The organism is Streptomyces sp. NRRL S-244 (assembly GCF_000717915.1).
Classification (GTDB): Bacteria; Actinomycetota; Actinomycetes; order Streptomycetales; family Streptomycetaceae; genus Streptomyces.
Genome location: NZ_JOCX01000037.1, coordinates 1 through 24609, shown reverse-complemented (window position 1 = coordinate 24609; position 24609 = coordinate 1). Strand labels below are relative to the sequence as shown.

Here is a 24609-nt window from a genome sequence, read left to right as displayed (position 1 = left end):
CCTATAGGCCAGGTCCCCCCGGCGGAGAATCGATCTCCCACAGGGCCTCGGTACGGGCTCTGTCGAGTCCCTACAGAAAGATGTAGGCACAAGAGCCCCGAGCGCGACATGATCGAGGCGACCGGCCCCGACCCCGGGAGGACTACCGTGCCCCATTCCATCGACGCGGCCTTCACCGCGCTGCCCCTGCGGGCGCTCGCCGACGCGGCGCTCGCGCGGGCCCGCGCGCTGGGCTGCGACCATGCCGACTTCCGGCTCGAACGGATCCGCAGCGCCGCCTGGCGGCTTCGGGACGCCAAGCCCTCGAGCAGTTCGGACACCACCGACCTCGGCTACGCGGTCCGGGTGGTGCACGGGGGCAGCTGGGGATTCGCCTCCGGTGTGGACCTGACCATGGACGGCGCCGCCAAGGTGGCCTCGCAGGCCGTGGCCATGGCGAAGCTGTCCGCTCAGGTCATCAAGGCCGCGGGTTCGAACGAGCGGGTGGAGCTCGCCGACGAGCCGGTGCACGCCGACAAGACGTGGATCTCCGCGTACGACGTGAACCCGTTCGAGGTGCCGGACGCGGAGAAGGCGGCCCTGCTCGCCGACTGGAGCTCGCGGCTGCTGGCCGCCGACGGGGTGGCGCACGTCGACGCCTCGCTGCTCGCCGTCCACGAGAACAAGTTCTACGCCGACACCGCCGGCACCATGACCACGCAGCAGCGCGTACGGATCCACCCGCAGCTCACCGCGGTCGCCGTGGACGCGACCACCGGCGAGTTCGACTCGATGCGCACCATCGCCCCGCCGGCCGGGCGCGGCTGGGAGTACCTGACCGGCACCGGCTGGGACTGGGACACCGAGCTGGAGCAGATCCCCGGACTGCTCGCCGAGAAGATGCGGGCGCCGAGCGTCGAGGCGGGGCGCTACGACCTGGTCGTGGACCCGTCCAACCTGTGGCTCACGATCCACGAGTCCATCGGCCACGCCACCGAGCTCGACCGGGCGCTGGGCTACGAGGCGGCGTACGCGGGGACCTCCTTCGCCACCTTCGACCAGCTGGGCAAGCTCAAGTACGGCTCCCCGGTCATGAACGTGACGGGTGACCGCACCGCCGAGCACGGGCTCGCCACCGTCGGCTTCGACGACGAGGGCGTCCAGGCGCAGAGCTGGGACCTGGTCAAGGACGGCACCCTGGTCGGCTACCAACTGGACCGCCGGATCGCGAAGCTCACCGACCTGGGCCGCTCCAACGGCTGTGCCTTCGCCGACTCCCCCGGGCACGTGCCCGTCCAGCGGATGGCGAACGTCTCGCTCCGGCCGGATCCGGGCGGGCTGTCCACCGAGGACCTGATCGGCGGGGTGGAGCGCGGCATCTACGTCGTCGGCGACCGCTCCTGGTCGATCGACATGCAGCGCTACAACTTCCAGTTCACCGGGCAGCGGTTCTTCCGGATCGAGAACGGCAAGCTGGCCGGGCAGCTGCGCGACGTCGCCTACCAGGCCACGACCACCGACTTCTGGGGGTCGATGGAGAAGGTCGGCGGCCCCCAGACCTACGTCCTGGGCGGCGCCTTCAACTGCGGCAAGGCCCAGCCGGGCCAGGTCGCGGCCGTCTCGCACGGCTGCCCGTCCGCGCTGTTCCGCGACGTGAACATCTTGAACACCACGCAGGAGGCCGGACGCTGATGTCGATTCGTACGAAGCCCCACGAGATCGTCGAGCGGGCGCTGGAGCTGTCCACCGCCGACGGCTGCGTCGTCATCGCCGACGAGGAGTCGACGGCCAACCTGCGCTGGGCGGGCAACGCGCTCACCACCAACGGCGTCACCCGCGGCCGGACCCTGACGGTCATCGCCACCGTCGACGGCAAGGAGGGCACGGCCTCGGGGGTCGTGTCGCGCTCCGCCGTGACCGCCGGGGACCTGGAGCCGCTGGTGCGGGCCGCCGAGGCCGCCGCCCGCGGCGCCGGCCCCGCGGAGGACGCCCGGCCGCTGGTCACCGGGACCCCGGCCTCGCCCGACTTCACCGAGGCCCCGGCCGAGACCTCCTCGGCGGTGTTCGCCGACTTCGCCCCGGCCCTCGGCGAGGCCTTCGCCCGGGCCCGCGCGGGCGGCCGGGAGCTGTACGGCTTCGCCAACCACGAGCTGGTCTCCACGTACGTCGGCACCTCGACCGGGCTGCGGCTGCGCCACGACCAGCCGAACGGCACCCTGGAGCTCAACGCCAAGTCCCCCGACCGGCAGCGCTCGGCCTGGGCCGGCCGCGCCACCCGGGACTTCAAGGACGTGGACCCGACCGTGCTGGACGCCGAGCTCGCCGTACGGCTGGGCTGGGCGGAGCGGAAGATCGACCTGCCCGCCGGCCGGTACGAAACCCTGCTGCCGCCGACCGCGGTGGCCGACCTGCTGATCTACCAGATGTGGTCCGCGGCGGCCCGGGACGCGGTGGAGGGCCGGACGGTGTTCTCCAAGCCGGGCGGCGGCACCCGGCTCGGCGAGAAGCTGTCGCAGCTGCCGCTGACCCTGCGCAGCGACCCGCACGCGCCGGGCCTGGAGTCCGCGCCGTTCGTGATCGCGCACAGCTCGGGCGACGACGCCTCGGTCTTCGACAACGGCCTGCCGGTCCCGGCCACCGAGTGGATCCGGGACGGCGAGCTGGCCCGGCTGACCACGACCCGGCACAGCGCGGGCATGACCGGGATGCCGGTCGCGCCGGGCTTCGGGAACCTGATCCTGGACGGCGGCGGCGACCGCTCGCTGGAGGAGATGGTGGCCGCCACCGAGCGGGGTCTGCTGCTGACCTGCCTCTGGTACATCCGCGAGGTCGACCCGGCGACGCTGCTGCTCACGGGGCTGACCCGGGACGGCGTCTACCTGGTGGAGAACGGCCAGGTCGTCGGCGAGGTGAACAACTTCCGGTTCAACGAATCTCCGGTGGACCTGCTGTCGCGGGCCTCCGAGGCGGGCCGGACCGAGAAGACCCTGCCGCGCGAGTGGAGCGACTATTTCACGAGGGCCGCGATGCCCGCGCTGCGCATCCCGGATTTCAACATGAGCTCGGTCAGCAAGGGTGTCTGACCACCTAGACTGAGCCTTTGGCGTGACGCATTTCCCCATGTGAAGGAGTCGAGAGACCGTGACGGACATCGTCGACGAACTGAAGTGGCGTGGGCTCTTCGCCCAGTCCACCGACGAAGAAGCGCTGCGCAAGGCGTTCGCGGACGGTCCGGTCACCTTCTATTGCGGCTTCGACCCGACGGCGGCCTCCCTGCACGTGGGACACCTCGTGCAGGTGCTGACCGTACGCCGGCTCCAGCAGGCCGGGCACCGGCCGCTGGCGCTGGTCGGCGGGGCCACCGGTCAGATCGGCGACCCGCGGCCCACGGCCGAGCGGACGCTGAACGACCCGGAGACGATCGCGAACTGGGTGACCCGGCTTCGGGGCCAGATCGAGCCGTACCTGTCCTTCGAGGGCGAGAACGCCGCGATCATGGTGAACAACCTGGACTGGACGGCGGGCATGTCCGCCATCGAGTTCCTGCGTGACATCGGCAAGCACTTCCGCGTCAACAAGATGCTGACGAAGGACTCGGTCGCCAAGCGCCTGGAGTCCGACCAGGGCATCAGCTACACCGAGTTCAGCTACCAGCTGCTCCAGGGCATGGACTTCCTGGAGCTGTACCGGCGCTACGGCTGCACCCTCCAGCAGGGCGGGTCCGACCAGTGGGGCAACCTGACCGCCGGTCTCGACCTGATCCACCGCCTGGAGCCGCACGCGAACGTGCACGCGCTGGCGACCCCGCTGATGGTCAAGGCGGACGGCACCAAGTTCGGCAAGTCCGAGAGCGGGTCCGTCTGGCTCGACCCGGAGATGACCACCCCGTACGCGTTCTACCAGTTCTGGCTGAACGTGGACGACCGGGACATCTCCACCTACATGCGCATCCTGTCCTTCAAGTCCCGCGAGGAACTGGAGGCGCTGGAGGCGCAGACCGCCGAGCGGCCGCAGGCGCGCGCCGCCCAGCGGGCGCTGGCGGAGGAGCTGACCACCCTGGTGCACGGCGCCGACCAGTGCGCGGCCGTGATCGCCGCGTCGAAGGCGCTGTTCGGCCAGGGCGAGCTGGCGGACCTGGACGAGGCCACGCTGGCCGCGGCCCTGTCCGAGCTGCCGCACGTACGGGTCGCCGAGCCGGGCCTGGTGGTGGACCTGCTCGCGGAGACCGGGCTGGTGGCGAGCAAGTCGGCCGGCCGCCGGACCGTGAAGGAGGGCGGCGCCTACGTGAACAACACGAAGGTCACCGCCGAGGACGCGGTCCCCGCCAAGGAGGAGCTGCTGCACGGGCGCTGGCTGGTGCTGCGCCGCGGCAAGAAGAACCTGGCGGCGGTCGAGGTCACGGGCTGACGCCCGGGGCCTGACGCCCGAGCGCGGCGGAGGGGCCGGTACGGACGAGACGTCCGGCCGGCCCCTCCGTCATGCCGCCCCTCAGGTCGTCTGCTTGCTGCCGCCCTTGAGCGACTTGTAGACCATCTCACCGAGAGCCACGATCAGCACCGCTCCGGCAAGTTGCAGCAGGTGCCGGGTCCAGTCGATGCCCTTGGTCTCCCCGACGCCGATCCAGACCGCGACGGCGTTGCCGAGGATGCCGCCGGCGATGCCGAACAGGGTGGTCAGCCAGAGGGGCTGGTGCTGCTTGCCCGGCAGGACTGCCCGGGCTATGAGGCCCAGCACGAAACCGACGATGATCGCCCACAACCATGACATGTCGAGCCTCCTCGTGGCGCGTTGTGCGCATGTGGGCCCAGTTTCGACCCGTCCGGCGTACTGCGCATTTCGGACAGCCCCATTCGGGGGACACCCCCTCTCCTCCCCACGGGGCGGGCGGCGTACGGTGGGAGGGGTCCGGACCGGGGAGTGTCCGGCACGTGGATCGGGCGGTGGAGCGTGGAGCGGAAGAAGCGGAACGGGGCCGAGGTCTTCCGGATCACCGGAGCCCGGATGGGCCTCGACGAGGACGTACGGGGACGGCAGCGCCGGTACGTCATCTCGATGTCGATCAGGACGCTCTCGGTGCTGGCGACGGTGGTCCTGTGGAACGTGGAACGTCACGTGGCGATCGTGACGCTCATCGCGGGCGCGCTGCTGCCGTACGTGGCCGTGGTCATCGCCAACGCGGGACGCGAGTCGACCCCCTCGCTGCCCTCGCACTTCATCCCGTCACCTGTGCATCCGGCACTGGACGCGGGAAACCTCAAGAAAAGCTCAGATCAATCATGAAGTTCCGGTGCACTGCACCGGGTCCTGCGTGACATACTGCCTACGCGCTCCGCATCCCCCGTCGGAGCGACGGACCGACGCCGGGCAGCTCCCCCCGTGGCTGCTCGGCGTCGCCTTTCCGTGGCAGGGGTTTGTAGGGTTGAGGCGTGAACTCCCCTGATTCCCCCGGCTCCCCTGACGTCCCCGAGGCGCCCGCGCCCTCCTGCTCGGCCAAGGGCTGCCGCGACGCGGCCGTCTGGGTCCTGGCGTGGAACAACCCGAAGCTGCACACGCCGGAGCGCCGCAAGACCTGGCTGGCGTGCGAGGAGCACCGGGAGCACCTCTCCCAGTTCCTGGGCGTCCGCGGGTTCCTCAAGGACGTCGTGAAGCTCGACGAGTGGGTCCAGCCGGAGGGCTCGGAGCGCCCGTAGCGCGCCCCCGTCAGCCGCCGATCGCGGACATCGGCCGGTCGGGCTGGAGGAAGGACGGGTCGTCGAGTCCGGACCCGGCCTTCTTGCCCCACATCGCCACCTTCCACAGGCGGGCGATCTCCTCGTCCGGGGCGCCCGAGCGCAGCGCGGCGCGCAGGTCCGACTCCTCGGTGGCGAACAGGCACGTACGGATCTGGCCGTCGGCCGTGAGCCGCGTACGGTCGCAGGCCCCGCAGAACGGGCGGGTGACCGAGGCGATGACGCCGACGGTGGCGGAGCCGCCGTCGACCACCCAGCGCTCGGCCGGGGCGGAGCCGCGCTCCCCGGCGCCTTCCTCGGTGAGCGTGAAGCGGGTCCGCAGGGAGGCGAGGATGTCGCCTGCGGTGATCATGCCCTCGCGCTTCCAGCCGTGCTGGGCGTCGAGCGGCATCTGCTCGATGAAGCGGAGCTCGTACTCGTTCTCCACGGCCCAGGCGAGCAGGTCGGGGGCCTCGTCCTCGTTCAGGCCCGGCATCAGGACGGCGTTGACCTTGACGGGGGTCAGGCCGGCCTCGCGGGCCGCGGCCATGCCGTCGATCACGTCGCGGTGGCGGTCACGCCGGGTGAGGGTCTTGAAGACCTCGGGCCGCAGGGTGTCCAGCGAAACGTTTACCCGGTCCAGCCCGGCGGCCTTGAGCGCCTGTGCGGTGCGCTTGAGGCCTATGCCGTTGGTGGTCAGGGACATCTGGGGGCGCGGCTCCAGGGCCGCGCACTGCTCGACGATGCCGACCAGGCCGGGCCGGAGCAGCGGTTCGCCGCCGGTGAAGCGGACCTCGGTGATCCCGAGCCGCGTGACGGCGATCCGGATCAGCCGGACGATCTCCTCGTCGGTCAGCAGATCCGACTTTCCGAGCCACTGCAGACCCTCCTCGGGCATGCAGTACGTACAGCGCAGATTGCACCGGTCGGTGAGTGAGACGCGCAGGTCAGTGGCCACGCGGCCGTAGGTGTCGAGAAGCATTTCGGGCCCCCTCCCTGTCCGGTCCATAGAGACGTCCGCGCCGGTTCGGCTCCATGCCTGGCGCTGTATTCGAGCCTACGCGACGGCTGTGACGCATAGGGATGCCCAAATGAACGAGACGCGGCGTGGCCGCGTCGTAGAGAAGTACGACGCGGCCACGGTGCGTGCTCGGCTCATCTCACGATGGCACGGTGTCAGTGAGCGCCCGTTCCCGTAAGGGAGCGGACCTCGAGTTCCGCGAACTTCTGGGGGTCGGCCTTCTCCTTGGACAGGACGGTGCCGAGCCAGCCCAGCAGGAAGCCGAGCGGGATGGAGACGATCCCGGGGTTCTCCAGGGGGAACCAGTGGAAGTCGACCCCCTTGAACATCGAGGTCTTGTCGTTGCCGGACACGACGGGTGAGAAGAGCACCAGGACCACGGACGAGATCAGGCCGCCGTAGATCGACCAGAGGGCGCCCTGGGTGGTGAAGCGCTTCCAGAAGAGGCTGTAGAGGATCGTCGGCAGGTTCGCCGAGGCCGCGACGGCGAAGGCGAGGGCGACCAGGCCCGCGATGTTGATGTCCCGTGCGAGCGCCCCGAGGACGATGGCGACGGCGCCGATGACGACGGTGGACCAGCGGGCCGCCCGTACCTCCTCCTTCTCGGTGGCCTCGCCCTTGCGGATCACGTTGACGTAGATGTCGTGCGCGAAGGAAGAGGAGGAGGCGAGGGTGAGGCCCGCGACCACGGCGAGGATCGTCGCGAAGGCCACCGCGGAGATCACGGCGAGCAGGACCGCGCCGCCAGTGGAGTCGGCTCCGCCGCCGACGGCCTGGGCGAGGAGCGGGGCGGCGGTGTTGCCGGACGGGTTGGAGTCGGTGATCTCCTTGGGGCTGAGCAGGGCGGCGGCGCCGAACCCGAGGGCGATCGTCATCAGGTAGAAGACGCCGATGATGCCGATGGCCCAGTTCACGGACTTGCGGGCGGCCTTGGCGGTGGGCACCGTGTAGAAGCGGATCAGGATGTGGGGCAGGCCGGCGGTGCCGAGGACCAGCGCGAGGCCCAGGGAGATGAAGTCCAGCTTCGAGGTCCCGGTGATGCCGTACTTGAGTCCGGGTTCCAGGAAGGACGAGCCCTTGCCGCTGTTCTCGGCCGCTTTGCCGAGCAGGTCGGAGACGTTGAAGTTGAACTTCCACATCACCAGGAAGGTGATCAGCAGGGCGCCCGCGATGAGGAGGACGGCCTTGACCATCTGGACCCAGGTGGTGCCCTTCATGCCGCCGATGGTGACGTAGAGGATCATCAGCACGCCGACCAGCGCGACGATGGCGATCTGGCCGCCGTCACTGGTGATCCCGAGGAGCAGGGAGACCAGTACGCCGGCGCCGGCCATCTGGGCCAGCAGGTAGAAGATCGAGACCACGATGGTGGAGGTGCCCGCGGCGGTACGGACGGGCCGCTGGCGCATCCGGTAGGCGAGGACGTCGCCCATCGTGTAGCGGCCCGAGTTGCGCAGCGGCTCGGCGACCAGCAGCAGGGCCACCAGCCAGGCGACGAGGAAGCCGATGGAGTACAGGAAGCCGTCGTAGCCCTTGAGGGCGATGACGCCGGCGATGCCGAGGAAGGACGCGGCGGACATGTAGTCGCCGGAGATGGCCAGGCCGTTCTGGAAGCCGGTGAACTGGCGGCCGCCCGCGTAGAAGTCGGCGGCGTCCTTGGTCTGGCGGCCGGCCCAGATCGTGATGATCAGGGTGGCGACGACGAACAGCCCGAACAGGGTGATGATCAGCGGCCGGTGCTCGGTGGCGCCCGCGGCCACGTTCCCCGCGAGGCGGAGGGGGAGGGTGTCGCTCATTCGCCGGCCTCCATGCGCGCCTTGATGGCCGCGGCCTTCGGGTCGAGGTTCGCGGCGGCGTGCCGGGAGTACAGCCAGGCGATCAGGAAGGTCGTCGCGAACTGGGCGAGGCCGAGCACGAGGGCGACGTTGATGTTGCCGAAGAGCTTGGTCCCCATGAAGCCGCCGGCGTAGTTGGACAGCAGGACGTAGAGCAGGTACCAGGCGATGAAGGCCACGGTGAGCGGGAAGGCGAAGGACCGGTAGGAACTGCGCAGTTCGGCGAATTCGGCGCTCTGCTGGACGGCTGCGAACTCTTCGGCCGTGGGGGTCGCCGCGGGGCTCGCCGTGGGCGTTCCCGCGCTGCCGGGCGGCGGCGCTGCTTCGGTGGTCACGGGGGGCTCTCCTTGTGACGCGGGTGCGGTGGGGACGACGGACAAATCAACCTCCGTGTGGGGGGACGGTGGCGCTGATCCCCCCCTGTCAACGGCACGTACGGCGCGTCGGGACGGTTCAACACCCGTTGATTCTTCGGATGATTCTTCTAAATCTGATTTCGTCGAACTGATGGCGGAAAGTCGTACGCCGGCACTAGGTTCACTTGTCATGAACCCGCCGTCCGGCGCGACCCCGCGCGGACGGCTTCTTTCACGGATGATGTGGAGAACCCATGGCTCATCTGGGATCCGGCCGCCGGCGTATCGCCGTTCCGGTCGGCCTGGCGCTCACCGCCTCGCTCGCCTTCCTGCCCTCGGTCGCGGCCTCCGCGGCCCCTCTGGGCAACACGGCGGGTACGGCGGCCGCGGCGAAGCCCGACACCACCGGCCCCAAGCTCTCGTACGTCGCGAACCTGACCACGTACGCCTCGGTGAAGGCCGCGAAGAAGGCCGTCGAGCGGGCCGGTGGAACGGTGGTGACGTCGTATGAGCAGATCGGGGTCGTCGTCGCACACTCCCAGAACCCGGACTTCGCCAAGCAGCTGCGCGCGCAGCGCGGCCTGTTCGTGTCGGTGGGCGCCACCCGGACGGCCCCCCTCCAGACGGTGGCGACCACCGAGGAGGGCACGACGCAGAAGCTCGGCGCGGCGGACGCCGCCAAGGCGGCGGCGACGGCCACGGACGGTCAGGAGCCGCTGGAGCCCAACCAGTGGGACCTGCGGGCGATCAAGGCCGATCAGGCGCACAAGATCAACGATGGCAGCCCGGACGTCACCGTGGGCGTCATCGACACGGGTGTCGACGACACCCACCCGGACCTCGCCCCGAACTTCTCCAAGGGCCAGTCGGCCAACTGCGTCGGCGGTGTCGCGGACACCACCGACGGCGCGTGGCGCCCGTACCCCGACGGCAGCGACCACGGCACGCACGTGGCCGGAACCATCGCGGCGGCGCGCAACGGCATCGGCGTCGCGGGTGTCGCGCCGGGCGTGAAGGTCGCCGCGATCAAGGTGAGCGAGCCCGGCACCAGCCTGTTCTTCACCGAGGCGGTCGTCTGCGGCTTCATGTTCGCCGCCGAGAAGGGGATCGAGGTGACCAACAACAGCTACTACGTCGACCCGTGGCTCTACAACTGCAAGGCGGACGACGACCAGAAGGCGCTGGTGGAGGCCCTCGGCCGGGCGACCAAGTACGCCGAGCGCAAGGGCGTGCTCAGCGTGGCCTCGGCGGGCAACTCGAACCACGACCTGGCGTCGAACGCCATCGTCGACGACACGAGCCCGGACGACGCCACCCCGGTCCCGCGCACGATCGACCCGCACGTCTGCCTGGACATCCCCACGCAGCTCCCGGGTGTGGTCACGGTGAGCGCGACCGGCGACCAGGGCATCCGGTCGTACTACTCCAGCTTCGGGCTGGGCGTCGTCGACGTCGCCGCCCCCGGCGGCGACAAGTGGCAGGTCCCGGCCACCCCGGACGCCAACGGCCGCGTGCTGTCGACCCTGCCGGGCGGCGGCTACGGCTACAAGCAGGGCACCTCGATGGCCGGACCGCACGTGGCGGGCGTGGCGGCGCTGCTGAAGAGCGCGCACCCGAAGGCCACGCCGTCGCAGCTCCAGGCCATGCTGAAGGCCCAGGCCACGAAGACGGCCTGCCCGGAGAAGCTCTACGACGCGACGGGCGCGCTGGTCGACGCCGCCACCTGCCAGAGCAAGTGGGGCCAGACCGGGTACTACGGCTACGGCGTGGTGGACGCGCTGAAGGCCGTGAAGTAACGCCTCGACCGCTTGAACGGGAGGGGCCGGCGCGGGGGATCTCCCCCGGGCCGGCCCCTCCCGCCGTTCGGCACCGTCAGGGCTTGATGAGCACCTTCAGCGCGCTGCGGTCGTCCATCGCGCGGTAGCCGTCCGGGACCTCGTCCAGGGACACGGCCCGGTCGAAGACGGGCGCCGGGTCGATCGCGCCGCTCAGCACGTCCTCCAGCAGCTCCGGGATGTACGCGCGCACGGGGGCGACGCCGCCGCGCAGGGTGATGTTGCGGTCGAACATCACGCCGAGGTCGAGGCCGGTGCCGCTGCCGTGCGGGACGCCGACGTAGCCGATGGCCCCGCCGTCGCGGGTGATGTTCACGGCGGTGCGCATGGACTGCTCGGTGCCGACGGCCTCGATGACCGCGTGGGCGCCCTGACCGCCGGTGAGCTCGCGGACGGCGGCCTCGGCGGCCTCCCCGCGCTCGGCGACGACGTCGGTGGCCCCGAAGAGCTTGGCGATGTCCGTACGGACGGCGTGGCGGCCCAGTGCGATGATCCGCTCGGCGCCGAGGCGCTTGGCGGCGAGGACCCCGCACAGGCCGACCGCGCCGTCGCCGACGACGGCCACCGTGGAGCCCTTGCGGACGCCCGCGCCGAGGGCGGCGTGGTGCCCGGTGCCCATGACGTCGGAGAGGGCCAGCAGGCCGGTCAGCAGGTGGTCGTCGGAGACGGCCGCGGCGGGCAGCTTCACGAGGGTGCCGTCGGCGTGCGGGACGCGGACGGCCTCGCCCTGGCCGCCGTCGAAGCCGACGGAGCCCCAGAAGCCGCCGTGCACGCAGGAGGTGTACAGGCCCTCGGAGCAGTAGTCGCAGGTGCCGTCGGACCACATGAAGGGGGCGACGACGAGGTCGCCGGCCTTCAGGCCGGACACGGCCGAGCCGGTCTCCTCGACGATGCCGAGGAACTCGTGGCCGATGCGCTGGCCGGGCTGGCGCGCGGCCTCGCCGCGGTAGGCCCACAGGTCGCTGCCGCAGATGCAGGCACGCAGGACGCGGACGACGGCGTCCTCGGGGCGCTGGATCGCAGCGTCGGGCACCTCCTCCACGCGGATGTCGTGCGGGGCGTGGATGACGGTGGCGCGCATGGGTGTGCAGCCCTCCGGATCAATTGGTTCAGTCTTGTATGACTGTCCTACCGTACGCCTGCGTCGGAGCGAGCGCCCCGGTGGCCAGCAGGTACTGGGCGGCGACATAGGTGGCCATGATCCAGAAGTCGGGACGCGGCAGCTGCGGCCAGTCGGCGACCCCGGTGGCGATCAGCGTGTCGGAGACCAGGAACAGCGCCCCGCCGAGGCCGGCGCGCAGGCCGAGGGCGCTGGAGCGGTAGGCCATGGCGGTGAGCAGCAGGCTGTACCCGGCGACCGGGATGCGCAGATCGGCCGGCAGGTCCCCCCAGAGCAGCGCGACGGTCCCGAGGAGCGCCAGGGCGTACGCGCCCCCGAGCGCGGGATGGGTCCTGCCCCGGCCGAAGAGCACGAGGTAGCAGACGTGCCCGGCGGCGAAGGAGCCCATGCCGACGAGGAAGGCGGGGTCGGCGTCGAAGAGCAGGGCCAGGTCCCCGCCCCACCCGAAGAGCAGGGCCGCGATCAGCAGGCGGGGAGCCTTACGTGTGATCACGTATGCGACGAGCAGCGGCATCAGCAGCGGCTTGGCGAGGACGTGCCCGAGGTGCCAGCCGGCCAGCAGCGCGCCGAGGTCGAGGGCGGTGGCGACGGCGAAGGCACCGAGCAGGACGCGACCGGCGGGGCCGGCCGATTCGGGTACGGGCCGCGCCCAGGAGGGCGTACGGGCCTCCGTGTCACTCACGCGGCGCGCTCCGGGGCCTTCGCGGGGGCGGCGGACTCGGCGGCGGACTCGGCCGCGGACTCGGCGACGGATGCCGGGGCGGCGGGCTGCCAGCCGGGGCCGCGGAAGACGCGCCCGGCGCGCTCGCGCCAGCTGCGGGCGGCGCGGACGTCGCGGGCGATGGCGGCGTACTCGTGGGTGGCGACGCGCAGGGGGTTGTAGGTGCTGATGTTCTTGGTGAGCCCGTAGACGGGCTTGTCGCCCTCCCCCACCCAGGAGCCGAACATCCGGTCCCAGACGATCAGGATCCCGCCGAAGTTGCGGTCCAGGTAACCGCCCTGGGAGGCGTGGTGGACGCGGTGGTGGGAGGGGGTGTTGAAGACGTACTCGTAGGCCCGCGGGAGCTTCCCGATGCGCTCGGTGTGGACCCAGAACTGGTAGAGGAGGTTGATGCCGTAGCAGAACGGGATCGCGGCCGGGTGCACGCCGAGGGCGACCATCGGCAGGTAGAACCACCAGGTGGTGGCGCTGGTCCACGGCTGGCGCAGGGCGGTGGTGAGGTTGAAGTTCCGGCTGCTGTGGTGGACGACGTGGCAGGCCCACAGGATGCGGATGACGTGGTGGAGCCGGTGCTGCCAGTAGTAGAGGAAGTCCTGGACCAGCAGCATCAGCAGGGCGGTCCACCACAGGAACGGCACGCGCAGCGGGGTCAGTTCGTAGACCGCCGTGAACACCGCGACGACCGGGATCTTCCAGAGCAGGTCGAAGCCGATGCTGCCGAGGCCCATGGCGACGCTCGTCGCCGCGTCCTTGGCGTCGTAGCCGGCGGCGTCCTCGTCGGGATGGAGCCGGTAGCTCACCACCTCGATGACGGTGAGCAGTACAAAGGCGGGTATGGACCACAGCACGACATCGGGCAGGTTCGGCATGCCCGCACCATAGAGCGGGTTCGGGGGCGCCGCTAGGGGTTGTTACCGATCGGTATCCATCGGGGTTACCGGCGGTTCGCGCGATGGTCCGGCGGCCCCGGCTGTCACGGCACGAGCGGATCCCGCCGGAGCGGCTCAGGCTCCGGGGGGCCTGAGCCGCTCCGGGCGGGTCACCCGGTCACCAGACGCGGACCGAGCCGCCCTTGGCGAAGGCCGGGCTCGTGGCTTCCGGGGGGATCTCCTTCAGAGGTTCGGCGATCTCCGTCACCAACGGGCCGTGCTTCGCCGCCAGGCCGTCCAGGAAGGGGAGGTCGAAGCCGTAGACGCGGGCCGCGTTGCCGCCGGCCATTGCGGCCACCTCCGACCTCGGGAGGCCCGCGTAGGCGATGCGGAGGCCTTCGCGGGAGAAGGGGGTGGTGCCCTCGTCGTGGGGGTAGTCGCTGCCCCACATGATCTTGTCGAGGCCGATCCGGTCCCGCAGCGGGACCTCGTGGGGGCGCATGAAGCTGGCCCCCACGAAGCAGTTGTCCCGCCAGACCTCGCTCGGGCCCTTGCCCATCGCCTCCGCCAGGCCCGCCCCGAATTTGGACTCGGCCGTGGCCGACGCCGCGACCAGGCGCCCGTGGTAGTAGTCCAGCATCTCGATGACCCCCGGGATCCAGCCGGAGCCCTGCTCCGTCAGGACCAGCTTCAGGCCGGGGTGGCGGCGGAACGCCCCGCCGAAGATGAGGTGCCACAGGGCCCGGTGCGAGAACCAGGTCGTCTCGACCATGAAGACCGCCCGCGCGGCCGGTTCGTCGCCGAGCGGCGGCGAGGCCGAGCCGCCGTGGTGGTTGACCGGGACGTCCAGCTCGTCGCACACCGCCCAGATCGGGTCGTACGCCGACGAGTACAGCTCGGGGACCGACGAGCCGGGCGGGACGCCGGGCAGCAGGATGCCGCCCGTCAGGCCGGCCTCCCGCGTGCGGCGGATCTCCTTCACCGCCGCGTCCACGTCGTTGAGGAGGATCTGCACCACGCCCGCCCGCCTGCCCGGCGCGTCGGCGCAGAAGTCCGCCAGCCAGCGGTTGTGCGCCTGGAGCCCCGCCCAGCGCATCGCGTACTCCGCGGCCGTCGGCGGCTGGGCCATCAGCGAGGCCTTGGGGAAGAACGGCGGGATCGTGTTCGGGAAGACCACCTCCGCCACGATGCCGTCCGCCTCCAGCTCGGCGAGCCGGCGCGCCGAGTTCCAGTTGCGGTCCGCCGTGTCCGCGAGGAGGTCCTCGTACGGGTTCACGTAGGTGGCTGCCCAGGCGTCGAACTCCTCGTGGTACCGCTTCTCCAGGTACGGCTTGTAGTCCAGCAGGTCCGCGCCCGCGTGGCAGTCCGCCGAGATGACCGTGTACCGGTCCGCGGCCGTCATCGGTTCACCCCCAGGACGGGGAAGTCCTCGCCCGTCAGCCAGTGCCGGCCCGTCTCCCGCGAGCGGGCCCAGGAGGACTCCACCGACGCCTGGTCGGCCGGCTGGCCGAGCTCCGCCGGGGTCGGGCCGATCCGGCGGGCGACCGGGGCCAGCTTCCGCGTGTCGAAGCCGAAGACGTCCGCCGCCGCCAGCCCCAGCATCCGGCGGGTCTCGCCGACCGGGATGTCGTGGAAGGTGTTCTTCAGCCAGGTCCGGGTGTGGGGCCAGGTCCCCTCGGGGTGCGGGAAGTCCGAGCCCCACAGGATGTTGTCCACGCCGATCTCGTAGCGCTGGGCGAGCTCGCGCCGCTTCGTGTTCGTCGCGCAGATGAACACCTGGCGGTCCAGGTACTCGCTCGGCGGGCGCTTGAGCTCCTCGAACGGAGACAGCTTCTTGCCGCCGTGCGCGCCGAGGTAGAGCCGGTCCATGAACCACAGCTGGTTCGGCAGCCACCAGCAGCCCGACTCGGCGACGCCGAACCGCAGCCCCGGGTGCCGCTCGAAGACCCCGGACCAGAGCAGGAACCACAGCGGGCGCGACGGCCACCACGTGACCTCGGAGACGAAGATGCCCAGGTGGTCGCCGTACTCGTGGCGCGGCGAGGACCCCGAGTGGGTGACGATCGGCATCCGCGCCTCGGCCGCCGCCGCCCACACCGGGTCGTAGCGGCGGTCGTGGTACGGCGCCTTGTCCACCCACATCGCGGGGATCATCAGCGCGCCGAGACCGGACTCCTTGGCCCGGTGTATCTCGGCGACGACCTTCGACGGCTCGCCCGTGATGGGCAGCAGGGCGACCCCGCAGTGCCGCTCGGGGGTCTGGGAGACGAACTCCGCCAGCCAGCGGTTGTGCGCCTGCGCTCCCGCCATGCCGAGCTCGGGGTCCTGGTCGCCGGAGAGCCCGAGGCCCACCCCGAAGGGGGCGGCGGTCTGGCTGTCCACGGCGTCGGCGTCGGGGAAGACGACCTCGGCGGCGACCCCGTCGCCGTCGAGCTCCTTCAGGCGCTGCGCCGTGTCCCAGCCGCCCCTGAGGCCTTCCTCGTGATCGTGGAACCACTTCTCGGCGAAGGCCTCGTTGCGGACGCCGAGGCGCGTGGCCTCGGCGCGGCGGGCGTCGCGCTGGCCGAGGAACTCGTCGAACTGCGGGTGGAAGCGGGAGTCGAGGTACGGGCGGTACTGCTCGGTCGGCAGTCCCGCGTGGCAGTCGGAGGAGATGATCAGGTACGGGTCTTCGTACGCGTGCGCACTGCTGTCGTTCAACGGTCGCTCCTCAGTCGAGGATGAAGCTCTCCAGGTAGGCGGGGTTGGCGCGGTCGAGCATCGACCGCGACCGGGCGCGGATCTGCCGGTCGCTGTGCTCGCTCGCCGGGAGCATCCAGAAGCGGTCGGCGCGGATGCCGTCGACGACGTGCCCGGCGACCTCCTCGACCGGGGTGAAGTCCACCTCGTGGCCGGCCTGCTTCATCGCGGCCTCGTACTGGTCGAGGCTGCGGTACGGGGTCTTGCGCGGCCGCTGCTTCGCGTACCGCTCGGGCCGGTTGCGGTGCGACTCCCACAGCCCGGTGCGCAGCATGTGCGGTCCGGGGAACAGGACGGAGGCGCCGATGGCCGCGCGCTCCGCCTTGAGGTGGGCGTACAGCGACTCGGTCATGGTGACGACGGCCGCCTTGGTGACGGCGTAGACGGAGGCGGTGGGCAGCGGGGCGATGCCGCCGTCGCCGGAGGAGGTGTTGACGACGTGGCCGGGGCCGCCGCCCGCGATCATGCGCGGGACGAAGGCCTGGATGCCGTGGAAGACGCCCCAGACGTTGACGGAGAAGGCCCACTTCCAGTCGTTGGGCTCGTGCTCCCACATCCGGCCCTCGGCGCCGGAGCCGACGCCCGCGTTGTTGCAGAGCACGTGCACGGCGCCGAAGGCTTCGTACGCGGCGTCGGCCAGCGCGATCACGGAGTCGCGGTCGCTGACGTCGACGGGCCGGGCCAGCACCCGGGCGCCGTCGGCGGTCAGCTCGTCGGCGGCCTTGCGCAGGGCCCCCTCCTCCACGTCGGCGAGGACGACCTTCAGCCCCTCGGCCGCGAAGCGGCGGGCCATCGCGAGCCCGATGCCGCTCGCGGCGCCGGTGACGACGGCCACCTGTCCGGGTTCGAGCCGCACGTCACACCCTCCCCTCTGATGATCCCTCCGGGGGCGCGTCGAGGATCTGCATCGGGTCGTCGTAGCGCTGGTGGATGTACGGGAGGAGGGCCTGGGCGCTGACGCGCTCGACGACGCGGCCCTTCTGGTCGGTGGTCTTCTCGCCGATGGTGATCTCCACGATCCGGCGTACGGGGAGGTCGGCGACGGGGTCGAACATCGACTCGCGCAGGACCACGTCACCGGTGATGTGCTCCAGCTTGCGGACCTTCTCGTTGCGGGTGACGTGTACGAGCACCGGGTCGGCGTCGAACCCCGAACCGTCCACCGCCGGGAGGAACTTGAAGTAGAAGTCGGTCTTGGCGGCGGGCTCGGGCAGCGGCAGTTCGCGGTCCACCGCCCCGCGCACCTCCACGAACGCGATCCCGTGCCGGGCCAGCGAGGCGCGTACGACGAGGCCCTCGCGCTCGACGTCGACCTCGCCCAGCTTCTTCGGCTCGCCGAAGACCTCGCGGCCGCCGATCAGGGCCCGCTCGTGGGTCATCGGCATGACCAGCGGGTACCAGCCCTCGACCCCGTCGTGCTGCGCGGCGACGGCCACCGAGCCGGCGCCGAGGGGGTAGCCGGGCAGGTCGACCTTGCTGATGTTGGCCCGTACGAGGGGCCGCTCGGCGGGCTTGAGCGGCGGCGGCAGGACCGCCGCCACCACGTCCGGGTCGCTCTCCCAGACCGCCACCACCCCGGTGGACCAGATGTCGGGGAGCCGTGCACTCTTCTCGCGCGACGCCGTGATCTCGGCCTCGGTGCGCGCTCCGTACCGTACGCGTGCCATGTCTCGCACCATCCCTCGTCCTTGAGCGGATCGGTTCTGTAACACAGTTACACCGCGAGCGATGAAGGGTAAAGACCCCTGCACGGACCGGAACTGACGATCCGACAGATTGGCGGGAGACGGCCATGGCCAGAACCACGCTCACCCGTGACGAGGTGCTGGCGGCGGCCGCCTCCCTGGTCAAGCAGCACGGCCCGGCGGCCCTCACCATGCGCAAACTCGCCGCCGAGCTGGGCACGGCGGTGACCTCCATCTACTGGCACGTCGGCAACCGCGAATCGCTGCTCGACGCCCTCGTGGAGCGGACCGTCCAGGAGATGGGCGCGATACGGCCCGCCGGCCGCACCCCCGTCGAGCGGATCCTGTCCGTGGCCCGGATCCTGCGCCGCGAACTGCGCGAGCGGCCGCACCTGATCGCGATGGTCCACGAACGCGGGCTCACCGAGCGGATGTTCCTGCCCGCCCAGCAGGCCCTGGTCCACGAGGTGCACGCGGCCGGGCTGCGCGGGGCGCGGGCCGCCGACGCCGTGCGCGCGGTCCAGTTCCAGATCGTCGGCCACCTCCTCGTGGAGCGCAACCGCGAGCGCTCCCCCGCCCAGTCCCCCGCCGAGAGCGACCTCTGGGACCCTTCCGTGGCCCCCGACGACCCGGAGCTCGCCCGCGCCCTCGCGCGCCCGGCCGACCCGGAACGCCTGTTCCTGCTCTCCGTGCGCGCCCTCGTGCACTCCCTGCTGGCACCGGCGAACCCGCCGCCGCGGTGAATCCCTTGGCCGGCCACCGCCCTCGGGCCGGCAGGGCCCATCGGGCACCGGGTGTCAGTCCGTGCCGATATCCTCTGTGACCATGCTCGACGACCGTACGACCGCAGAGACGACGTGGCCGACCGCGTACCCCGAGGGGTACGCGGTCGTCGACGTGGAGACGACCGGGCTCGCTCGCGACGACCGGATAATCTCCGCCGCCGTCTACCGGCTCGACGCGCAGGGCAATGTCGAGGACCACTGGTACACGCTGGTCAACCCGCAGCGGGACCCGGGCCCGGTCTGGATCCACGGGCTGACCAGCGACATGCTCCAGGACGCGCCGCTCTTCAAGGACATCGCCGAGGAGTTCGCGGGCCGGCTCGCGGACCGGGTGCTCGTCGCGCACAACGCCATGTTCGACTGGCAGATGATCGCCCGGGAGTACGCGCGGGCCGCCGAGACCGCGCCGGTCCGTCAGCGGCTGTGCACCATCGCCCTGTCGAAGGAGCTGAACCTCCCGCTGCCCAACCACAAGCTGGAGTCGCTCGCCGCGCACTTCGGCGTGGTCCAGCAGCGCGCCCACCACGCGCTCGACGACGCCCGCGTGCTCGCGGAGGCGTTCCGTCCGTCGCTGCACGCCGCCGCGCGGGACGGCGTACGGCTGCCCCTGCTGGAGTGCCGGCCGCTGACGGAGTGGTCGGACTCCCCCGTCACCCCGCGCATCGGCCACCAGGCCTCGTACGGGAGCGCCGGCTGGCGGCCCTCGCGCAAGCGGCCGCCGTGCCCGCACCCGAACCCGGGGCGCTTCGAGGACGGCAAACCGCTGAAGCAGGGCATGCGGATCGCCTTCTCGGGTGACACCTCCGTGGACCGGGAGCTGCTGGAGGACCGGGCGATCGAGGCGGGGCTGCACGTCGCGACGAGTGTGTCGCGGCTCACGAGCCTGCTCGTGACGAACGACCCCGACTCGGCCACCTCCAAGACGGTCAAGGCGAAGTCCTTCGGTACGCCGGTGGTCGACGAGGCGGCCTTCACCCAACTGCTGCGGGACGTGGCTGCGGCAGACGGGTGAGCGTCGGGCGACTCGCCCGGCACCCGCTTTCCCGTCCTGCCCGTCCGGTCCCACCCTGTGGCGCATGGCACGTTGTGAGGTCTGCGGAAACGATTACGGCATGTCCTTCGAGGTGCACGCGCAGGGCAGCGTGCACGTCTTCGACTGCTTCTCCTGCGCCATCCACCGCATGGCGCCCATCTGCGAACACTGCCGGGTGCAGATCATCGGACAGGGCGTCGAGGTCGAGGGCCAGTGGTACTGCGGGGCGCACTGCGCCCGCGCGGAGGGGAAGGTGGGCATCGTCGACCGCGTGTGACCCGCCCCTCCCCATTCCCCCTCCCTTCCCGTCCCTCCCCCTTCCCGTCTCCCTCACCGACCCCGGACGGCCACCCGGCCGCCGGGGTCTTCTCGGCTGGGGGTACCGTCGTGGGCGTGTACCGCTTTGTGCTGACCCGGCAATGGGTGTGCCTCACCCTCATCGCCCTCGCCCTCGTCCCCGCGATGATCAAGCTGGGGTTCTGGCAGTACCACCGCCATGAGCACCGGGTCGCGCAGAACGAGCTGATCGCGGCGAACCTGTCCGCGAAGCCGGTGCCGATGACCGAGGTGACCTCCCCCGGCCACCAGGTCCCGCGGGCCGACTTCTGGCGTGCCGTCACCGCCACCGGTACGTACGACACCGCGCACGAGGTCGTCGTACGGATGCGCACCGACAACGACGACAAGGTCGGCTTCCACGTCCTGACCCCGCTGGTGCTCGCCGACGGCCGGGTGGTCCTGGTCAACCGCGGCTGGGTGGCGGGCGGCGACGACCCGCGCGCGTACCCGCCCGTGCCGGCCGCGCCCTCGGGCGAGGTGACCGTCACCGGGCGGCTGAAGGCCGACGAGACGAGCAGCGGCAGCGGCATCAAGGACCGCAAGGGCCTGCCGGACCGCCAGGTGATGCTGATCAACAGCGCCCAGCAGGCGGAGTACCTGGGCAAGCCCGTCCTCGGCGGCTACATGGAGCTCACCGCTCCGACCCCGGCGGGCGGCAGCCCCGAGCCCGTCGCCGACCCCGACCACGACTCGATCGGCCCGCACATGGCGTACGCCGTGCAGTGGTGGCTGTTCGCCGCGTCGGTGCCGGTGGGCTGGCTGGTCCTCGTACGGCGCGAGAAGCGCGACCGCGCGGCGGCCGCGGCGGCCGGCGCCACCCCCGAGCGGGAGCCGGCGCCGACGGCGTAGCGTGTCGGGCATGGATCTTGGACTGAAAGACCGTGTCTACGTCGTCACCGGAGCCACCCGCGGCCTGGGCTTCGCCTCGGCGCGCGAACTGGCGGCGGACGGCGCGAAAGTGATCGTGACGGGCCGCGACGCGGCGCGCGCCGCCGAGGCGGCGGCCTCGCTCGGTCCGAACGCGGTGGGCATCGCCGCGGACAACTCCGACCCCCTGGCGGCGGCCGCGCTCGTCGCCACCGCGAAGGAACGCTTCGGCCGCCTCGACGGCATCCTCATCAGCGTCGGCGGCCCCGCCCCCGGTTCGGCGGTGAGCAACACCGACGAGCAGTGGGCGGCGGCGTTCGAGTCGGTCTTCCTGGGCGCGGTACGCCTGGCCCGCGCGGCGGCGGCCGAGCTGGGCGAGGGCGGGGTCATCGGCTTCGTCCTGTCGGGCTCGGTCCACGAGCCGATCCCGGGGCTGACGATCTCCAACGGACTGCGGCCGGGGCTGGCCGGCTTCGCCAAGTCCCTGTCGGTGGAGCTCGGACCGCGCGGCATCCGCGTGGTCGGACTGCTCCCGGCCCGGATCGACACCGACCGCGTCCGCGAGCTCGACGCCCTGTCGGGCGATGCGGCGGCGGCCCGCGCGGCCAACGAATCCGGCATTCCGCTGCGGCGCTACGGCACCCCGGAGGAGTTCGGCCGTTCGGCGGCGTTCCTGCTGTCGCCCGCGGCCTCGTACCTGACGGGCGTCATGCTCCCGGTCGACGGCGGATCCCGCCACGGCTTCTGACGCCCCCTCCTCGACCCGCCGGACAGCCCCTACGTCACGCGGCGGGCGCGGTGGGAGGTGATCCGGAAGCGGGCCTCCGCGGGCAGTTCGGGGAGGCCCGCCGACCGGCGGGCGTGGCTCAGCACCGGCCCGGCCAGCTCCGCCAGGGCGTCGGCCGGGACGGCATGCGGCTCCAGTTCCAAGTCCACCCGCAGCTTCGGGGCCGTGCGCCGGCCCCGGCGCCCCTGCTTGCCCCGCAGGGCGACGCTGCACCGGGCGACCCCGTCCAGCGCCCCCGCCTCCGCGGCCACCGCCTCCTCCAGGGCCCGCCCGCGCAGCACCGCGAACGCCCCGTCGCCGGTGTCCACCACCACTGCGGGCAGCCGCGAACGCCGCAGCTGCGCCAGCAGCCACCACAGCGCGAGCACCACGCACACCCCGAGCCCGGCGAGCACCGCCCACCACCACCAGCCCTCGGCATGCCAGTACCGCTCGCGGGTCGCCGCGCCCAGCAGCGGCTCGTGGCGGCCGCCGAGCGGCCGCAGCGCCGCCAGCACCGCCACCCCGGCGGCCAGCAGCACGGCGCCGACGATCCCGAGCAGGATCCGGTTCACCGTCCCGAGCATCCCCTCACCTCTTCCCGACGGGGGCCCTGGTGACCCGTACCCGCGGCTTCGGCGCGTGCGCGAGGCCCAGTTCCCCGATGCCGACGGCCAGGACCTCCTCCAGGTCGGCCCGTACGTCGTCCAGCTCGCGGAAGTGGGACTGCGCCCGGATCGCGACGCGGGACCGCCGCACCGCGACCCGCGCCGAGCGCACTCCGGACACCTCCATCGCCCGGTCCCGCAGCACCAGCGCGGCGGCCTTGCGGCCGAGCCCGGCCCGTACCCCGCCGTCCGGGTCCGGCGGCCGCATCGACAGGATCCCGCGGAGCCCCGGGGTGAGGGCGAGGAGCAGGAGCACCGCCCCGGCCACGGCCAGTACCGCGGCGCCGACGAGCACCTCCGGGTCGGCGGGAGTGTGCTGCTCCAGCCGTTGGGCGAGTTCCCCGCGCCACTGCATGCCGGGGCGGCCGGCCCGTACGGCGGCGAGGTCGTACAGGAACAGGCCCGCCACCCCGAGCACGGCCAGTGCCGTCAGCGCGGACGGGATCCGCCGGGCGGACCGGAAGCGGCGGACGCGGGCCGGGGCCGCTTCCCGGGGCGGGGCCTGGCCGGGGGCGGGCGCCGTCACCGCAGCTTCCGGTCCCGTAGCGCGGCGGTGCGGGTGTGCGCGGAGTGCAGGTGCTCGACGTCGATGTCCACCTCGGGCACGGACATGCCGGCGTACTCCTCGACGCGGCGGACGACCTGGCTGCGGACGGCCGCGCACTGGGCGGCGAGGTCGGCGGGGTAGTCGAGCTCCAGGCTCACCCGTACCCGGGCGATGTCGTGGTGCACGGTGACGGTGGCGTGCGGGGCGCCCGGCACGGCGCCGCCCGCCGAGCCGGCGCCACCGGCTCGCGGCGGCCCGTCCGGCTGCGCGGCGAGCGCCTCCCTGGCGGCCTGGGCCGCGATCTTGGCGACGACCCGGTCGGCGATCCGGGTGGCCCCCCGGTCTGCGGGAGGGACCCGCTGCGGGGTCGCCCGTGGCGTGCTCATCGGGGCCTCACTTGTCGCGGTCGCGGGGGCGGAAGAAGTCGCCGGGCTCCAGGTCCCCCTCCAGGAACCGGCCGACGACACAGCCGATGGCGCCGAGCGCCGCCACCAGCAGGAAGGCCCCGAACCCGCCGAAGTACCCGGCGAACGCGAGCGCCATGCCGGCGAAGAGGCCGACGACCGCCATCCTCATACGGGCTCCTTCACTGGAGTCGGGACTCCGGCTCCTCGTCGGGCTCGTCGGGGAGCTTGACGTCGCTGACGGCGATGTTGACCTCGACGACCTCCAGGCCGGTCATCCGCTCGACCGCCGAGATGACGTTCTCACGGACGGCCCGGGCCACGTCGCGGATCGACACGCCGTAATCGACGACGATCTCCAGGTCGAGGGCGGTCTGCACCTCGCCGACCTCGGCCTTGACCCCGCGGCTGGCCGAGGACTTCGCCCCGCCGGGAACGCGGTCGCGGACGGCGCCGAACGTACGGGAGAGCCCGGTGCCGCTGCCCATGGCGTGGACGCCGACCACCTCGCGGGCGGCGAGTCCGGCGATCTTCTCGACCACCCCGTCGGCAATGGTGGTGCGGCCGCGGTCGGCCGGGTCCCGGGAGGCACCCCCGGATGCGGATTCGGTCATCGCGTGTCCCTTCGCGCGGATTGGACTCACTGCCCACCACGGTATGCGCGGGGCCCCGGCGGCGCACCGGGACTACGCCGGTCGGCCGGGAACGGATCCCCGCCACCGCTTGACCTCAACTGCGGTTGAGGTCGGAGAGTGGGCAAGTGATCAAGGCCGAGAGGCCGTTTTCAGACAGGGCAGGGGGAATGTCATGCGGGCGATACGGGTGGACGGCTACGGCGGTCCGGAGGTCCTGGTACCGGTGGAGCTGCCGGATCCGGTCCCGGGCGCGGGCGAGGTGGTGGTCCGGGCCGAGGCCGTGGACACGATCTTCGTGGAGACGCAGATCCGCGGGGGCTGGGGCGAGTCCTTCGGCATCCGTCCGCCGTACGTGCCGGGCGGCGCGGCCGCGGGGACGGTCGTCGCGGTGGGCGAGGGGGTGGACCCGCGCTGGCGGGGCCGCCGGGTGGTGGCCGCCCCGGGCACGAAGGGGACGTACGCGGAGCTGGTCCGGGTCCCGGTGGAGCTGCTGGTCCCGGTCCCGGACGGCCTGGAGTCCGCGGAGGCGGCAGCCCTGGCGCACGACGGGGTGACCGGCTCGGGCATCGTCGAGGGCGTCGGGATCAAGGCGGGCGACCGGGTGCTGATCCTGGGCGCGGCCGGCGGGATGGGGACGCTGCTGGTGCAGTTCGCGGTGGCGGCGGGGGCGTACGTGGTGGGGGCGGCGCGGGGCGGG

Annotated in this window: 28 protein-coding genes; 12 read left to right on the top strand and 16 right to left on the bottom strand. The window is 72.0% G+C overall.

Going from position 1 to position 24609, the window contains the following annotated elements:
* Positions 1–147: 147 nt before the first annotated feature.
* The 3 genes from IF02_RS0129465 to tyrS are packed head-to-tail and all read left to right on the top strand — an operon-like array spanning position 148 to position 4386.
* The gene (locus IF02_RS0129465) at positions 148–1671 is read left to right on the top strand and encodes a TldD/PmbA family protein (protein ID WP_030162290.1); all 1524 of its coding nucleotides are present in this window, start codon (positions 148–150) and stop codon (positions 1669–1671) included.
* The gene (locus IF02_RS0129460) at positions 1671–3062 is read left to right on the top strand and encodes a metallopeptidase TldD-related protein (protein WP_030162288.1); all 1392 of its coding nucleotides are present in this window, start codon (positions 1671–1673) and stop codon (positions 3060–3062) included. The genes IF02_RS0129465 and IF02_RS0129460 overlap by 1 nt, the downstream gene beginning before the upstream one ends.
* 58 nt (positions 3063–3120) lie before the next feature.
* Complete coding sequence (gene tyrS / locus IF02_RS0129455) at positions 3121–4386, top strand: tyrosine--tRNA ligase (protein WP_030162286.1); 1266 nt, start codon at positions 3121–3123, stop codon at positions 4384–4386.
* Between the two features lie 81 nt (positions 4387–4467).
* Here the strand turns inward: tyrS and IF02_RS0129450 are convergent, their stop codons facing one another.
* Positions 4468–4746: a GlsB/YeaQ/YmgE family stress response membrane protein gene (locus IF02_RS0129450; protein ID WP_030162284.1), complete on the bottom strand. Its 279-nt coding sequence runs from the start codon at positions 4744–4746 to the stop codon at positions 4468–4470.
* A gap of 234 nt (positions 4747–4980) precedes the next feature.
* Between IF02_RS0129450 and IF02_RS0129445 the strand changes: the two genes are divergently transcribed.
* Positions 4981–5259: a DUF3099 domain-containing protein gene (locus IF02_RS0129445; RefSeq protein WP_051696634.1), complete on the top strand. Its 279-nt coding sequence runs from the start codon at positions 4981–4983 to the stop codon at positions 5257–5259.
* A 146-nt stretch (positions 5260–5405) separates the two neighbouring features.
* Positions 5406–5669 (top strand): hypothetical protein, encoded by a 264-nt coding sequence (locus IF02_RS0129440; protein WP_030162280.1) that lies wholly within the window; start codon positions 5406–5408, stop codon positions 5667–5669.
* Between the two features lie 10 nt (positions 5670–5679).
* Here IF02_RS0129440 and moaA read toward each other — a convergent pair whose 3' ends face one another.
* The 3 genes from moaA to IF02_RS0129425 form a co-directional block, all read right to left on the bottom strand.
* Positions 5680–6669 carry a GTP 3',8-cyclase MoaA gene (moaA, locus tag IF02_RS0129435; protein WP_030162278.1) on the bottom strand — a complete coding sequence of 330 codons (990 nt, stop codon included), beginning with the start codon at positions 6667–6669 and terminating at the stop codon, positions 5680–5682.
* 194 nt (positions 6670–6863) lie between these two features.
* Complete coding sequence (locus IF02_RS0129430; RefSeq protein WP_030162276.1) at positions 6864–8504, bottom strand: cation acetate symporter; 1641 nt, start codon at positions 8502–8504, stop codon at positions 6864–6866.
* On the bottom strand, positions 8501–8878 hold the full coding sequence (locus IF02_RS0129425; protein WP_030162275.1) for a DUF485 domain-containing protein: 378 nt from the start codon (positions 8876–8878) through the stop codon (positions 8501–8503). The genes IF02_RS0129430 and IF02_RS0129425 overlap by 4 nt, the downstream gene beginning before the upstream one ends.
* A gap of 275 nt (positions 8879–9153) precedes the next feature.
* Here IF02_RS0129425 and IF02_RS0129420 point away from each other — a divergent pair, with 275 nt between their 5' ends.
* The gene (locus tag IF02_RS0129420) at positions 9154–10695 is read left to right on the top strand and encodes a S8 family peptidase (RefSeq protein ID WP_030162274.1); all 1542 of its coding nucleotides are present in this window, start codon (positions 9154–9156) and stop codon (positions 10693–10695) included.
* A gap of 76 nt (positions 10696–10771) precedes the next feature.
* On the opposite strand, the gene IF02_RS0129415 is transcribed toward IF02_RS0129420, so the two are convergent.
* From IF02_RS0129415 to IF02_RS0129385, 7 genes are all read right to left on the bottom strand, one after another.
* Positions 10772–11815 (bottom strand): zinc-dependent alcohol dehydrogenase family protein, encoded by a 1044-nt coding sequence (locus IF02_RS0129415; protein ID WP_030162273.1) that lies wholly within the window; start codon positions 11813–11815, stop codon positions 10772–10774.
* 28 nt (positions 11816–11843) lie between these two features.
* Positions 11844–12536: a lysoplasmalogenase gene (locus tag IF02_RS0129410; RefSeq protein ID WP_037837357.1), complete on the bottom strand. Its 693-nt coding sequence runs from the start codon at positions 12534–12536 to the stop codon at positions 11844–11846.
* Positions 12533–13444 (bottom strand): sterol desaturase family protein, encoded by a 912-nt coding sequence (locus IF02_RS0129405; RefSeq protein ID WP_030162271.1) that lies wholly within the window; start codon positions 13442–13444, stop codon positions 12533–12535. Before IF02_RS0129405 ends, IF02_RS0129410 begins: the two co-directional genes overlap by 4 nt.
* A 178-nt stretch (positions 13445–13622) precedes the next feature.
* Positions 13623–14846 (bottom strand): amidohydrolase family protein, encoded by a 1224-nt coding sequence (locus tag IF02_RS0129400; protein ID WP_030162269.1) that lies wholly within the window; start codon positions 14844–14846, stop codon positions 13623–13625.
* Positions 14843–16144, bottom strand: coding sequence for an amidohydrolase family protein (locus IF02_RS0129395; protein ID WP_030162266.1), 1302 nt, complete (start codon positions 16142–16144; stop codon positions 14843–14845). Before IF02_RS0129395 ends, IF02_RS0129400 begins: the two co-directional genes overlap by 4 nt.
* A gap of 10 nt (positions 16145–16154) precedes the next feature.
* The gene (locus IF02_RS0129390) at positions 16155–17039 is read right to left on the bottom strand and encodes an SDR family NAD(P)-dependent oxidoreductase (protein WP_030162264.1); all 885 of its coding nucleotides are present in this window, start codon (positions 17037–17039) and stop codon (positions 16155–16157) included.
* 1 nt (position 17040) lies between these two features.
* Entirely contained in the window at positions 17041–17850 is an 810-nt protein-coding gene (locus tag IF02_RS0129385) for an acetoacetate decarboxylase family protein (protein ID WP_030162262.1), read from the bottom strand.
* A 125-nt stretch (positions 17851–17975) separates the two neighbouring features.
* Between IF02_RS0129385 and IF02_RS0129380 the strand changes: the two genes are divergently transcribed.
* The 5 genes from IF02_RS0129380 (at position 17976) to IF02_RS0129360 (ending at position 21640) form a co-directional block, all read left to right on the top strand.
* The gene (locus IF02_RS0129380) at positions 17976–18611 is read left to right on the top strand and encodes a TetR/AcrR family transcriptional regulator (protein ID WP_030162261.1); all 636 of its coding nucleotides are present in this window, start codon (positions 17976–17978) and stop codon (positions 18609–18611) included.
* A gap of 76 nt (positions 18612–18687) precedes the next feature.
* Complete coding sequence (locus IF02_RS0129375; protein WP_030162258.1) at positions 18688–19665, top strand: DEDDh family exonuclease; 978 nt, start codon at positions 18688–18690, stop codon at positions 19663–19665.
* Positions 19666–19729: 64 nt separating this feature from the next.
* Positions 19730–19963, top strand: coding sequence for a hypothetical protein (locus IF02_RS0129370; RefSeq protein ID WP_078622409.1), 234 nt, complete (start codon positions 19730–19732; stop codon positions 19961–19963).
* Positions 19964–20079: 116 nt separating this feature from the next.
* The gene (locus IF02_RS0129365; protein WP_037837358.1) at positions 20080–20874 is read left to right on the top strand and encodes an SURF1 family protein; all 795 of its coding nucleotides are present in this window, start codon (positions 20080–20082) and stop codon (positions 20872–20874) included.
* Between the two features lie 10 nt (positions 20875–20884).
* The gene (locus IF02_RS0129360; RefSeq protein ID WP_030162252.1) at positions 20885–21640 is read left to right on the top strand and encodes an SDR family oxidoreductase; all 756 of its coding nucleotides are present in this window, start codon (positions 20885–20887) and stop codon (positions 21638–21640) included.
* 29 nt (positions 21641–21669) lie between these two features.
* Here the strand turns inward: IF02_RS0129360 and amaP are convergent, their stop codons facing one another.
* The 5 genes from amaP to IF02_RS0129335 are packed head-to-tail and all read right to left on the bottom strand — an operon-like array spanning position 21670 to position 23891.
* Positions 21670–22245: an alkaline shock response membrane anchor protein AmaP gene (gene amaP / locus IF02_RS0129355; protein WP_030162250.1), complete on the bottom strand. Its 576-nt coding sequence runs from the start codon at positions 22243–22245 to the stop codon at positions 21670–21672.
* A gap of 4 nt (positions 22246–22249) precedes the next feature.
* Entirely contained in the window at positions 22250–22852 is a 603-nt protein-coding gene (locus IF02_RS0129350; protein ID WP_037837356.1) for a DUF6286 domain-containing protein, read from the bottom strand.
* Positions 22849–23259: an Asp23/Gls24 family envelope stress response protein gene (locus IF02_RS0129345; RefSeq protein WP_030162247.1), complete on the bottom strand. Its 411-nt coding sequence runs from the start codon at positions 23257–23259 to the stop codon at positions 22849–22851. Before IF02_RS0129345 ends, IF02_RS0129350 begins: the two co-directional genes overlap by 4 nt.
* 7 nt (positions 23260–23266) lie before the next feature.
* Positions 23267–23449: a hypothetical protein gene (locus IF02_RS0129340; RefSeq protein WP_030162244.1), complete on the bottom strand. Its 183-nt coding sequence runs from the start codon at positions 23447–23449 to the stop codon at positions 23267–23269.
* Between the two features lie 10 nt (positions 23450–23459).
* Entirely contained in the window at positions 23460–23891 is a 432-nt protein-coding gene (locus IF02_RS0129335; protein ID WP_030162242.1) for an Asp23/Gls24 family envelope stress response protein, read from the bottom strand.
* Between the two features lie 193 nt (positions 23892–24084).
* On the opposite strand from IF02_RS0129335, the gene IF02_RS0129330 reads away from it, so the two are divergent.
* A partial coding sequence (locus IF02_RS0129330; RefSeq protein WP_030162240.1) for an alcohol dehydrogenase catalytic domain-containing protein occupies positions 24085–24609 on the top strand: 525 nt, incomplete at its 3' end.

Excerpts from the sequence above, each read along its gene's own strand:
- IF02_RS0129460 (WP_030162288.1), top strand. The coding sequence starts at position 1,671 with ATGTCGATTCGTACGAAGCCCCACGAGATCGTCGAGCGGGCGCTGGAG.
- amaP (WP_030162250.1), bottom strand. The coding sequence starts at position 22,245 with ATGCTCGGGACGGTGAACCGGATCCTGCTCGGGATCGTCGGCGCCGTG.
- IF02_RS0129405 (WP_030162271.1), bottom strand. The coding sequence starts at position 13,444 with ATGCCGAACCTGCCCGATGTCGTGCTGTGGTCCATACCCGCCTTTGTA.
- IF02_RS0129380 (WP_030162261.1), top strand. The coding sequence starts at position 17,976 with ATGGCCAGAACCACGCTCACCCGTGACGAGGTGCTGGCGGCGGCCGCC.
- IF02_RS0129450 (WP_030162284.1), bottom strand. The coding sequence starts at position 4,746 with ATGTCATGGTTGTGGGCGATCATCGTCGGTTTCGTGCTGGGCCTCATA.
- IF02_RS0129445 (WP_051696634.1), top strand. The coding sequence starts at position 4,981 with ATGGGCCTCGACGAGGACGTACGGGGACGGCAGCGCCGGTACGTCATC.
- IF02_RS0129360 (WP_030162252.1), top strand. The coding sequence starts at position 20,885 with ATGGATCTTGGACTGAAAGACCGTGTCTACGTCGTCACCGGAGCCACC.
- IF02_RS0129370 (WP_078622409.1), top strand. The coding sequence starts at position 19,730 with ATGGCACGTTGTGAGGTCTGCGGAAACGATTACGGCATGTCCTTCGAG.
- IF02_RS0129420 (WP_030162274.1), top strand. The coding sequence starts at position 9,154 with ATGGCTCATCTGGGATCCGGCCGCCGGCGTATCGCCGTTCCGGTCGGC.
- IF02_RS0129385 (WP_030162262.1), bottom strand. The coding sequence starts at position 17,850 with ATGGCACGCGTACGGTACGGAGCGCGCACCGAGGCCGAGATCACGGCG.
- moaA (WP_030162278.1), bottom strand. The coding sequence starts at position 6,669 with ATGCTTCTCGACACCTACGGCCGCGTGGCCACTGACCTGCGCGTCTCA.
- IF02_RS0129400 (WP_030162269.1), bottom strand. The coding sequence starts at position 14,846 with ATGACGGCCGCGGACCGGTACACGGTCATCTCGGCGGACTGCCACGCG.
- IF02_RS0129415 (WP_030162273.1), bottom strand. The coding sequence starts at position 11,815 with ATGCGCGCCACCGTCATCCACGCCCCGCACGACATCCGCGTGGAGGAG.
- IF02_RS0129340 (WP_030162244.1), bottom strand. The coding sequence starts at position 23,449 with ATGAGGATGGCGGTCGTCGGCCTCTTCGCCGGCATGGCGCTCGCGTTC.
- IF02_RS0129345 (WP_030162247.1), bottom strand. The coding sequence starts at position 23,259 with ATGAGCACGCCACGGGCGACCCCGCAGCGGGTCCCTCCCGCAGACCGG.
- IF02_RS0129335 (WP_030162242.1), bottom strand. The coding sequence starts at position 23,891 with ATGACCGAATCCGCATCCGGGGGTGCCTCCCGGGACCCGGCCGACCGC.
- IF02_RS0129430 (WP_030162276.1), bottom strand. The coding sequence starts at position 8,504 with ATGAGCGACACCCTCCCCCTCCGCCTCGCGGGGAACGTGGCCGCGGGC.